General features: G+C 70.6%; 10 protein-coding genes. 9 read left to right on the forward strand and 1 reads right to left on the reverse strand.

Going from position 1 to position 10,954, the window contains the following annotated elements; genetic code table 11:
* The first annotated feature begins 163 nt into the window (after nt 1-163).
* From AB0389_RS04255 to AB0389_RS04290, 8 genes are all read left to right on the forward strand, one after another.
* The gene (locus tag AB0389_RS04255; RefSeq protein WP_366393743.1) at nt 164-589 is read left to right on the forward strand and encodes a DUF3499 domain-containing protein; all 426 of its coding nucleotides are present in this window, start codon (nt 164-166) and stop codon (nt 587-589) included.
* 117 nt (nt 590-706) lie between these two features.
* Complete coding sequence (locus tag AB0389_RS04260; protein WP_366393744.1) at nt 707-2,065, forward strand: phosphomannomutase/phosphoglucomutase; 1,359 nt, start codon at nt 707-709, stop codon at nt 2,063-2,065.
* Between the two features lie 179 nt (nt 2,066-2,244).
* Nucleotides 2,245-2,427, forward strand: coding sequence for a Trm112 family protein (locus AB0389_RS04265; RefSeq protein WP_114659534.1), 183 nt, complete (start codon nt 2,245-2,247; stop codon nt 2,425-2,427).
* Nucleotides 2,428-2,465: 38 nt separating this feature from the next.
* A complete protein-coding gene (locus AB0389_RS04270) occupies nt 2,466-3,617 on the forward strand; it encodes an SIS domain-containing protein (RefSeq protein WP_366393745.1) in 1,152 nt (383 codons plus the stop codon).
* Between the two features lie 106 nt (nt 3,618-3,723).
* On the forward strand, nt 3,724-4,893 hold the full coding sequence (gene manA, locus AB0389_RS04275; protein ID WP_366393746.1) for a mannose-6-phosphate isomerase, class I: 1,170 nt from the start codon (nt 3,724-3,726) through the stop codon (nt 4,891-4,893).
* Between the two features lie 87 nt (nt 4,894-4,980).
* The gene (locus AB0389_RS04280) at nt 4,981-5,928 is read left to right on the forward strand and encodes a cation diffusion facilitator family transporter (protein WP_366393747.1); all 948 of its coding nucleotides are present in this window, start codon (nt 4,981-4,983) and stop codon (nt 5,926-5,928) included.
* A gap of 225 nt (nt 5,929-6,153) precedes the next feature.
* Nucleotides 6,154-7,611 carry an adenosylhomocysteinase gene (ahcY, locus tag AB0389_RS04285; protein WP_366393748.1) on the forward strand — a complete coding sequence of 486 codons (1,458 nt, stop codon included), beginning with the start codon at nt 6,154-6,156 and terminating at the stop codon, nt 7,609-7,611.
* A gap of 139 nt (nt 7,612-7,750) precedes the next feature.
* Nucleotides 7,751-8,365, forward strand: coding sequence for a hypothetical protein (locus tag AB0389_RS04290; RefSeq protein WP_366393749.1), 615 nt, complete (start codon nt 7,751-7,753; stop codon nt 8,363-8,365).
* 34 nt (nt 8,366-8,399) lie between these two features.
* Here AB0389_RS04290 and AB0389_RS04295 read toward each other — a convergent pair whose 3' ends face one another.
* Nucleotides 8,400-9,323 carry an RDD family protein gene (locus AB0389_RS04295; RefSeq protein WP_366393750.1) on the reverse strand — a complete coding sequence of 308 codons (924 nt, stop codon included), beginning with the start codon at nt 9,321-9,323 and terminating at the stop codon, nt 8,400-8,402.
* Between the two features lie 121 nt (nt 9,324-9,444).
* On the opposite strand from AB0389_RS04295, the gene AB0389_RS04300 reads away from it, so the two are divergent.
* Complete coding sequence (locus AB0389_RS04300; protein ID WP_366393751.1) at nt 9,445-10,452, forward strand: stage II sporulation protein M; 1,008 nt, start codon at nt 9,445-9,447, stop codon at nt 10,450-10,452.
* The last annotated feature ends 502 nt before the right edge of the window (nt 10,453-10,954 follow it).

A 10,954-nucleotide genomic window follows, 5' to 3' on the forward strand; every position in this document is an offset into this window, starting at 1 on the left:
CCCCGTGATCACCGGCCTCGCCGTCAATAAGGTCTTTTGCCCCGAGTGGTGACCACATCACCGGGCGTCGCCCCTCCGTCACGCTTCTTTCCATGCAGGTCAGGGCAGTTGATTCCGGCCAACCGGTGCGGAGCGCCGGGTCGCGACACGGGTGGGTGAGCGGGTGGCGAGTCGTCGCGGCCCGCTCAAGAGTGCGGTACCGTCCAACATCGTGAGCCCTGTACGTCGCTGTTCGCGCACCGCGTGCGGCCGTCCTGCTGTCGCGACACTGACGTACGTCTATGCCGACTCGACCGCGGTCCTCGGCCCGCTCGCCACCTACGCCGAGCCCCACTGCTACGACCTGTGTGCGGAACACAGCGAGCGGCTGACCGCTCCGCGCGGCTGGGAGGTCGTCCGCCTGACGGACGGCTCGGCCCCGTCACGCCCGAGCGGCGACGATCTCGAAGCGCTGGCCAACGCGGTACGGGAAGCGGCCCGGCCGCAGGAACGCCCGGCGGCGGGCGGCGGCAAGGGGACGCGGGGCGCGGATCCGGCGGAGGTGGGCCGCAGGGGACACCTGCGCGTACTGCGCTCCCCGGACTCCTGAAACCCTCACCCTCCCCGCACCCGCCCCTGATGCCCCGTAGGGCCCGTACGGGATCAATACCGCGTCCACGGGTAGTTTGACGGGTCCGTAGGGAACGCAGCTCTGGAGGGTTGGCCCGTGGCCGATTTGGCGCAGATCGTGAAGGCGTACGACATCCGCGGGCTCTGCCCCGACCAGTTGGACGACCCGCTCGCCGAACTGTTCGGCGCCGCCTTCGCCGAGGTCACCGGGGCCGAGGCGATCGTCATCGGCCACGACATGCGGCCCTCCTCGCCCGGCCTCGCCGCGGCCTTCGCCAGGGGCGCCCTCGCCCGCGGCACCCACGCCACGATCATCGGTCTCTGCTCCACGGACCAGCTGTACTACGCGTCGGGGAGTATGGACATGCCCGGCGCGATGTTCACCGCGTCACACAACCCCGCCCGCTACAACGGCATCAAGCTGTGCCGCGCCGGAGCCGCGCCCGTCGGCCAGGACACCGGCCTGGCGGAGATCCGCGCCCTGACCGAGCGTTGGCTGGCGCAGGGCACCCCGCCCGCCGTCACCCCGCAGGGCACGCTCTCCCACCGCGACACCCTCGACGACTACGCCGCGTACCTGCTGTCCCTCGTCGACCTCTCCGCGATCCGCCCGCTGAAGGTCGTCGTGGACGCGGGCAACGGCATGGGCGGCCACACCGTCCCGACCGTCCTCGCCGGCCTCCCGCTCGATGTCGTACCGATGTACTTCGAGCTCGACGGCACCTTCCCCAACCACGAGGCCAACCCCCTCGACCCCAAGAACCTCGTCGACCTCCAGGCCCGCGTCCGCGCCGAAGGCGCCGACCTGGGGCTCGCGTTCGACGGAGACGCCGACCGCTGCTTCGTCATCGACGAGCGCGGCGAGGGCGTCTCCCCGTCGGCCATCACCGCCCTCGTCGCGGCGCGTGAACTCGCCAAGCACCCGGGCGGCACGGTCATCCACAACCTCATCACCTCCTGGTCCGTCCCCGAAGTCGTCAAGGAACACGGCGGCATCTCCGTACGCACCCGCGTCGGCCACTCCTTCATCAAGCAGGAAATGGCCACCACCGGAGCGGTCTTCGGCGGCGAGCACTCCGCGCACTACTACTTCCGCGACTTCTGGAACGCCGACACCGGCATGCTCGCGGCCCTCCACGTCCTCGCCGCCCTGGGCACCCAGCCGGGCCCCCTCTCCGAGCTGGTCTCCTCGTACGACCGGTACGCGGCCTCCGGCGAGATCAACTCCACGGTCGCCGACCAGTCCGCCCGCACGGCCGCCGTCCACGCGGCCTTCGCGACCCGCGACGACGTCACCTTCGACGACCTGGACGGCCTCACGGTCACCGCCGCCGACTGGTGGTTCAACCTCCGCCCCTCGAACACGGAACCGCTGCTGCGACTGAACGTGGAGGCGCGGGACGAGGAAACGATGGCAAGGATCAGGGACGAGGCGCTGACGCTCATCAGGGGTTGAGGTTCCGGCCGGCCCGGAACGTTTGCGCGTGAGCCGTCCACCGGCGGCACGGAACGAACCGGCCGCACCCCACACCGCACCGCTAAGCCCACGGCCCCTCGCCGGGAGGCGACCCCGTCGGGAGGCGACACGGCGGTACGCTGACGTGGCCCGATCCACATGTTCGAAAGGACACCCCCATGCCGCTCGAAGCAGGTCTCCTGGAGATCCTCGCCTGCCCCGCCTGCCACGCCCCGCTCGCCGACCGCACCGCGGCTGACACCCCCGAGCTGGTCTGCACCGGCGAGGACTGCGGTCTGGCCTACCCGGTACGCGACGACATCCCCGTCCTGCTCGTGGACGAGGCGCGCCGCCCCGCATAACGCAGCCGCAACCCCGGTCCAACGGAGGTCCATCCCCCATGCTCGACGAGTCGCTGCTCGACGCTCCGGACGAGTTGACCCGCGCCGACCGCCAGGGTCTGCTCCGCGGTGCCGCCGAGGCCGGCGCCCGCGTCCGTACCGCGCTGCGGCACTCCGCGGAGGCCGGCGTCACGACGCTGAACCCCGAGGGCCGCCCCCGCGCCGTACTCATCGCGGGTTCGGGCGCCGCCGCGACCGGCACCGCGGACATCCTCGCCGCGCTGGCCGCGCCCGCCGCCCCCGTCACCCGGCTCCGCCCCACCGGCGTCGCCCCCGCCGCGGGCGCGCTGCGCTGGACGCTGCCGGGCTGGGCCGGCCCCGTTGATCTGCTGCTGATCGCCACGACGGACGGCAGCGAACCCGGCCTGGCGCTCCTCGTCGAGCAGGCGTACCGCCGTGGTTGCACGGTCGTCGCCGTCGCCCCGGAGCGTTCGCCGCTGAGCGAGGAGCTGGGCGGTACGCGCGGCCTTCTCGTACCGATGGCGAAGGCGCCGAACGAGTTCGCGCGGGAGACGGACGACGGGGTGGCGCCGGCCGCCGCGCCCGGAGCCCTGTGGGCGCTGCTCGTTCCGCTGCTGGCCCTCCTCGACCGGGCCGGTCTGCTCACCGCGTCCACCGAGACGCTCCAGCTCGTCGCCGACCGGCTGGACCGCGTGGCGGAACGCTGCGGCCCGGCCGTCGCGACGTACAGCAACCCGGCCAAGACGCTCGCCGCCGAGCTCGCCGACAGCCTTCCGCTGGTCTGGACGGAGGGTACGGCCGCGGCCCCGGCCGGGCGCCGCTTCGCGGACGTACTGGCCGAGCTGACGGGCCGGCCCGCGCTCGCCGCGGAACTGCCCGAGGCGATCACGGCCCACGGCGCGCTGCTCGTGGGCGACCTGTCGGGCGGCGAGGCGGGTCCTGACGACTTCTTCCGCGACCGTGTGGAGGAGCGTCCGGCGCTGCGCGCGCGGATCGTGCTGCTCAGGGACCGCCCGACGGGCGGACTGACCGCCGCACCGGCCGCGCGCGAACTCGCGCTGGGACACGACACGGCGATCAGCGAACTGGTGCCCGAGGAGGGCGGCGAGCTGGAAGCACTCGCCGAGCTGATCGCGGTCACGGACTTCGCCACGGTCTATCTGGCACTGGCGGGCGAAACCCCCGCCTGACCACCCAGAACCCGCCCGCAACCCGCCCGGAAACCGCACAGAACACCCCGGCACCCGCACAGAACACCCGCACAGAACACCCCCCCCGGTACAAGGAAGCTCACTCATGGACCGCCTCTCCAACACCGTGCGCCCCTACGCGTGGGGATCCACCACCGCCATCCCCGAACTCCTCGGCGAGACCCCCACGGGCGAGCCCCAGGCCGAGATGTGGCTCGGCGCCCACCCGGGCGCCCCGTCGCGGCTCGACCGGGGGACCGGCGCCGGGGAGCAGACGCTCTCCGGCCTCATCGACGCCGACCCCGCCGCCGAACTCGGCGCCGCCGCGGTGGAGAAGTTCGGCCCGCGGCTGCCGTTCCTGCTCAAGATCCTCGCGGCGGGCTCGCCGCTCTCGCTCCAGGTCCACCCCGATCTCGCCCAGGCCGGGGCGGGTTACGCGGACGAGGAGAGCCGGGGCGTGCCGATCGACGCACCGCACCGCAACTACAAGGACGCCAACCACAAGCCCGAACTGATCTGCGCGCTCACCCCCTTCGACGGACTGTGCGGCTTCCGCGCCCCGGAGGCCGCCGCCGAGCTGCTCGCGGGACTGGCCGTCGACTCGCTCAAGCCGTACGTCGACCTGCTGCGCGCCCACCCCGAAGAGGCCGCGCTGCGCGAGGTCCTGACGGCCGTCCTGACCGCGGATCCGGCGGAGATGACGGCGACGGTCACCGAGACCGCGGCGGCGGCCGAACGGCTCGGCGGCGACTACGCGCCGTACGCGTCGATCGCGCGTCACTACCCCGGCGACCCGGGCGTCATCGCGGCCATGCTCCTCAACTACGTGCGGCTCCAGCCGGGCGAAGCGCTCTTCCTCGGCGCGGGTGTCCCGCACGCCTATCTCAACGGCCTCGGGGTCGAGATCATGGCCAACTCGGACAACGTCCTGCGCTGCGGCCTCACCCCCAAGCACGTCGACGTCCCCGAACTGCTCCGTATCGTCCGCTTCGAGGCGACCGATCCGGGTGTGCTGCGCCCCGAGGTGTCCGCCTCCGGCGAGGAGCTGTACGACACGCCCATCGACGAGTTCAGGCTCTCCCGCTACGCCCTCGCCCAGGGTGGCGCACCGCGCGATCTGACCGCCGCCGCACCGCAGATCCTGCTCTGCACGGCCGGCGCGCCCCGGGCGAACGGCCTGGCGCTGACCCCGGGCGGTTCGGTCTTCGTACCGGCGGGCGAAAAGGCTGAACTGTCCGGTACGGGCACTGTCTTCCGCGCCACAGTGGTGGTCTGAGAGGAACGGCCGCACCACGGGCTGCGACAATTCCCGCCGTACGGCGGCGCCAGGGCCGCAGACCAAGGAAGGGACACCCACGCACCCATGAGCGCGTCCGGCGGAACCAAGGCGATTGTGGCGGCGCTCGGCGCCAACCTCGCCATCGCGGTAGCCAAATTCGTTGCGTTCGCCTTCAGCGGCTCCTCGTCGATGCTCGCCGAGGGGGTGCACTCCCTCGCCGACTCCGGCAATCAGGGTCTGCTGCTCCTCGGCGGCAAGAAGGCCAAGCGCGCGGCCACGGAGGAACACCCCTTCGGCTACGGCCGCGAGCGCTACATCTACGCCTTCCTCGTCTCCATCGTGCTGTTCTCGGTCGGTGGAATGTTCGCCATCTACGAGGGCTACGAGAAGATCAAGCACCCGCACGAGCTCACCTCCTGGTACTGGCCGGTCGGGGTGCTCGTCTTCGCGATCATCGCGGAGGGCATCTCGTTCTGGACGGCCATCAAGGAGTCCAACGCCACGCGGGGGACGCAGTCCTGGAAGGAGTTCATCCGCCGGTCGAAGGCCCCCGAGCTGCCCGTCGTGCTGCTGGAGGACTTCGGCGCGCTGATCGGTCTCGTCCTCGCGCTCGGCGGTGTGGGCGTCGCGGTGGCCACCGGCGACGGCATCTGGGACGGCATCGGCACGCTCTGCATCGGCATCCTCCTCATCGTGATCGCCCTGGTGCTCGCGGCCGAGACGAAGTCCCTGCTCCTCGGTGAGTCCGCCGGCGCGGAGGACGTGCGGAAGATCAAGGCCGCGATCGTCGACGGCGATGTCGTGACCGGCATCATCCACATGCGTACGCTCCACCTCGGCCCCGAGGAGCTGCTGGTCGCGGCCAAGATCGCGGTCGAGCACGACGACACGGCGGGCGAGGTCGCCGCCGCGATCAACGCGGCGGAGTCCCGGATCCGGGAGGCGGTTCCGATCGCCCGGGTGATCTATCTGGAGCCCGACATCTACAGCGCGTCGGCCGCCGCCGCGGGGACGAACCCGGCCAAGGACTGATTGGTTCGCCGATCCGCTGTGGGCCGCCGGACCGACCGGTGTAGATTCGTGGACAGAGCCAGACGTCGCTGCTGATGGCGGTCGGGCGGCCCGCTTGCGGACCGGCCGAGGGAGAGAGGGCCTCCGACGGACTGGGCCGCGAGCGCCCGGGCATCCGTATGCCCGCCGCCGCAGAGCCAGCCGTACGCATTCACCCTCGACCCCTTCCACGAGGAGCAGCTCGTTATGACGACTGTCGCCAACCGACAGGACTTCAAGGTCGCCGATCTCTCGCTCGCCGAGTTCGGCCGCAAGGAGATCACCCTCGCCGAGCACGAGATGCCCGGCCTGATGTCGATCCGCAAGGAGTACGCCGCGGCGCAGCCGCTGGCCGGCGCCCGGGTGACCGGCTCCCTGCACATGACCGTGCAGACCGCCGTTCTCATCGAGACCCTGGTCGCGCTCGGCGCCGACGTCCGCTGGGCGTCCTGCAACATCTTCTCCACCCAGGACCACGCCGCCGCTGCCATCGCGGTCGGTCCGAACGGCACCCCGGACGACCCGAAGGGCGTCCCGGTCTTCGCCTGGAAGGGCGAGACCCTGGAGGAGTACTGGTGGTGCACGGAGCAGGCCCTGACCTGGCCCAACAGCCCCACCGGCGGCCCGAACATGATCCTGGACGACGGCGGTGACGCCACCCTCCTGGTGCACAAGGGCGTCGAGTTCGAGAAGGCCGGCGAGGCTCCGGACCCGGCCACGGCGGACAGCGAGGAGTACAGCTACATCCTCCGCCTGCTGAACCGCACCCTCTCCGAGAACCCGCAGAAGTGGACCCGGCTCGCGTCCGAGATCCGCGGCGTCACGGAGGAGACCACGACCGGTGTCCACCGCCTGTACGAGATGCAGCGTGATGGCGTCCTCCTCTTCCCGGCGATCAACGTCAACGACGCGGTCACCAAGTCCAAGTTCGACAACAAGTACGGCTGCCGCCACTCCCTGATCGACGGCATCAACCGCGCCACCGACGTCCTGATCGGCGGCAAGGTCGCGGTCGTCTGCGGCTACGGCGACGTCGGCAAGGGCTGCGCCGAGTCCCTGCGCGGCCAGGGCGCCCGCGTGATCATCACGGAGATCGACCCGATCTGCGCGCTCCAGGCGGCCATGGACGGCTACCAGGTCGCTACGCTGGACGACGTCGTCTCCATCGCCGACATCTTCGTCACCACGACGGGCAACAAGGACATCATCATGGCCGCCGACATGGCCAAGATGAAGCACCAGGCGATCGTCGGGAACATCGGCCACTTCGACAACGAGATCGACATGGCCGGTCTGGCGAAGATCGACGGCATCGTCAAGGACGAGGTCAAGCCGCAGGTCCACACCTGGACCTTCCCGGACGGGAAGACCCTCATCGTCCTGTCCGAGGGCCGCCTGCTGAACCTGGGCAACGCGACCGGCCACCCGTCCTTCGTGATGTCCAACTCGTTCGCGGACCAGACGCTGGCCCAGATCGAGCTGTTCACCAAGCAGGAGGAGTACCCGACCGACGTCTACGTGCTGCCCAAGCACCTGGACGAGAAGGTCGCCCGGCTCCACCTCGACGCGCTCGGCGTGCGGCTCACCACGCTCCGCCCCGAGCAGGCCGCGTACATCGGTGTCGAGGTCGAAGGCCCGTACAAGCCCGACCACTACCGCTACTGATGACCGGGAGGCCGCGGCCTCCCGACGACAGTGACGCAGAACAGGCCCCCGCACCCCCGTGACGGGGGCCTGTTCCGTCAGTGGCGGATCAGTGGCGGACCCGAAAGATCCGCGAGCCCCGAAGGACCTCGAAACCGCCATGCCCCGCGGCCGTTATTCGCTCCACGATCCGCACGATCACACCCCTCTCGGCGACGAACACTTCCACTGCGCGCCAGGCCCGTCCGGCTGGCGCTACGTCTCCCGGCTCACCACTCCCTCCGGCGACGACGCGGGCTCCGTCGATCTGGCCCTCGACGAACTCGGCCGCCCCATCCGTCTCCAACTCCTCGCCGCCGACTGGGAAGTCCGCGGCGCCGCACTCGACGGCGTCACCTGGGTCCGTACCGACCCCAGCGGTGTCCATGCCACAGAAGGCAATGTGCGCGCCCACGCCTTCACCGGCACTTCCCCCGCCTTCCTCGTGGCGATCGCCCGTCTGCTCCGCCTCACCCCCGAATCCCCCGCGGCGCGCGTACGCCTCGTGGCCTTCACCGACCCCGTCCTGGCACCCCGGACCGTGGACCAGTCCTGGGCGCTGATGAACAGTGAAGCGCATGCCACTGACAATGGGCCCCTGACCGTGGACGAGTACCAGGTCAACGCCCTGGACACCGGCGAACAGCACACCGTCCACCTGGCCGGCGACGTGGTGCTGGCGGCTCCCGGGATCGAACTCGAAGACCTCGAATCCCCACCCTCGGCCCTGACCTGACCTGACCTGACCCGCCCGGGACCCGACCCGGTCTCTACGCGGGCGGCACGAACCCGGTGGCGGGCCTCGGGGGGACCGGCGCCGGAACGGCGGCGGGGAGCGGGGCAGAAGGAGAAGGCGTGGGCGAGGATGAGGGCGAGGACGAGGACGAGGGTGCGGATGAGAAGACCGCCGGGGGAGGGGGCGAGCCGACGGGCCCGACGGGCCCGACGGGCCCGAAGGCCCGCCGGGCGTCCCGCGACTGCCGCTCGTTCATCACCGCCGCCAGATAGGCCGCCGCGGGCACTCCCTGCGGCGCGGGCGCCCCGGTCCGCGCCACCAGATCGTCCGCGAGCCGCTCGGCCATGGCCCGGCTCACCGCCGCGTCCAACTGCCCCATGCGCGTCAGGTACTGGCGTACCGCGAGCCAGAGATCATCCGGTACGGCGGACAGGTCCAGCTCCGCGAACCGCCCCACGAGCCAGGGCGGGGGCGGCGGCACGGTGGTCATGTGCGCGGCCGGCACCCGCTCCCGTACCACCAGCGTCCCGGCGAACACATCGCCGATCCGACGGCCACGCGCCGACACGAGCGACGCGATACAGGCGATGACACCGAACGTCATGAGGAGTTCCACCGCCCCCATCGCCCCACGCACGAGGGCGTGCCGGAACCGGATGGGCCCGCCGTCGTCCCGTACGACCCGCAGGCCGACGGCCAGCTTCCCCAGCGAGCGACCGTGGCTGAGCGTCTCCACCGCGACCGGCCCGCCCACCAGGACCAGCAGGAACGTCGCGACGGACAGCGCGGCGACCGCGGCGTCGTCCAGGGCGCTCGTCGACACCACCACCCCGAGCGACACCGCCAGATAGACCGACCAGACGACCACCAGGTCGATCAGCAGGGCCAGCGCCCGGCTCGGCAGCTTCGCCGGCCGGAGCCCCAGCACGACCGCGTCGCCCGTCACAAGCTCATTCACCGGTGCCCCACCCCTCTGCCGACCTTCCCTGCCCCTGAAGTCCCCAGTCTGCCAAGCTGGCCCGCAGCGCGCCGCAGTAGTACAGACCGTACGCACCCAGTGCCTGGAGCAGCAGCCGACCATGGATCTCGATGTCTTCGTGACAGCCCACCGCGCCGAGTGGGACCGCCTGGAACATCTCCTGCGCCGGGGCCGCCGCCTCACCGGTGCCGAGGCCGACGAACTCGTCGCCCTCTACCAACGCACGTCGACGCATCTCTCGCTGATCCAGTCCAGCGCCCCGGACCCCATGCTCACCGCGCGCCTCACCCAGCTCGTGGCGCGCGCCCGCGCCACGGTCACCGGAACGCGACGCGCCGGCTGGCGGGACGCCACGGCCTTTCTGACGGCGGGCTTTCCCGCCGCCGTGTACCGCTCACGGCGCTGGTGGATCCCGACGGCGCTGCTCTCCACGCTGCTGGCCGTGGTGATCGGCTGGTGGATATCCGCGCACCCCGAGGTCCAGTCCGCGATAGCGGCCCCGGACGCGCTGCGTCAGATGACACGCCCGGGAGGGGAGTACGAGACGTACTACTCGAGCCATCCGGCGGCGTCCTTCGCGGCCCAGGTCTGGACGAACAACGCGCAGGCCGCGGCCATGTGCCTGGTCCTGGGCGCCTTCCTGTGCCTGCCGGTGATCTGGATCCTCTTCGTCAACGTACTGAATCTCGGCGTCGGCATCGGCCTGATGTCGGCGGCAGGCCGGCTGGACACCTTCCTCGGCCTGATCATTCCGCACGGTCTGCTCGAACTGACGGCGGTCTTCGTCGCGGCGGGTACGGGGCTGCGCCTGGGCTGGACCGTCATCGACCCGGGCCCGCACTCCCGCCGTACGGCACTGGCCCGCGAGGGCCGGGCGGCCCTCGGCATGGCCATCGGGCTCGCGCTGGTCCTCTTCATCTCGGGCCTGATCGAAGGCTTCGTCACGCCGTCCGGCCTGCCGACCTGGGCGCGTATCGCCATAGGCATCGCCGCCGAACTGGCCTTCCTCGCCTACGTCTACATCCTCGGCGGCCGGGCGGCCCGCGCCGGCGACACGGGGGATGTGGAGGCCCCGGACCGGAGCGCTGAGCTCCCCGTCGCAGCCTGATGTGCGCGGCACGTCCCCGACCTGTTAGTCTCCTCTTCGCCCCACAAAGACCGTTGACACGGCCTGGGTGGGGAGGTAGATTTGAACGGTTGCCTCGAAGTTGGACAAGCTTCGGGTGCGGAAGTTAACCTCTACGAGACTCCCGGTGGGAAATCGAATTTCCGGTGGAGTCGGTCGAAAGACAAAAGGCCAATCCAAAGGCCACCAGAATTCTTGAGGCAGAACACGCCGAGTGAGTCTGGTAGAGTCGGAACCGCCGGAAAGGGAAACGCGAAAGCGAAGAACTGGAAAGCAAGCCCCGCTCCGACGGGGAATCGGACACGAAAGAGTCTGATAGAGTCGGAAACGCAAGACGGAAACAAAAACAAAGAAACACCGAAGGGAATCGCCCGGAGGAAAGCCCGAAAGGGTGAGTACAAAGGAAGCGTCCGTTCCTTGAGAACTCAACAGCGTGCCAAAAGTCAACGCCAGATATGTTGATACCCCGACCTACCGGGTCATC

Origin of the sequence: Streptomyces sp. NPDC093109 (assembly GCF_040701725.1) — a bacterium.
Taxonomy (GTDB): Bacteria; Actinomycetota; Actinomycetes; order Streptomycetales; family Streptomycetaceae; genus Streptomyces.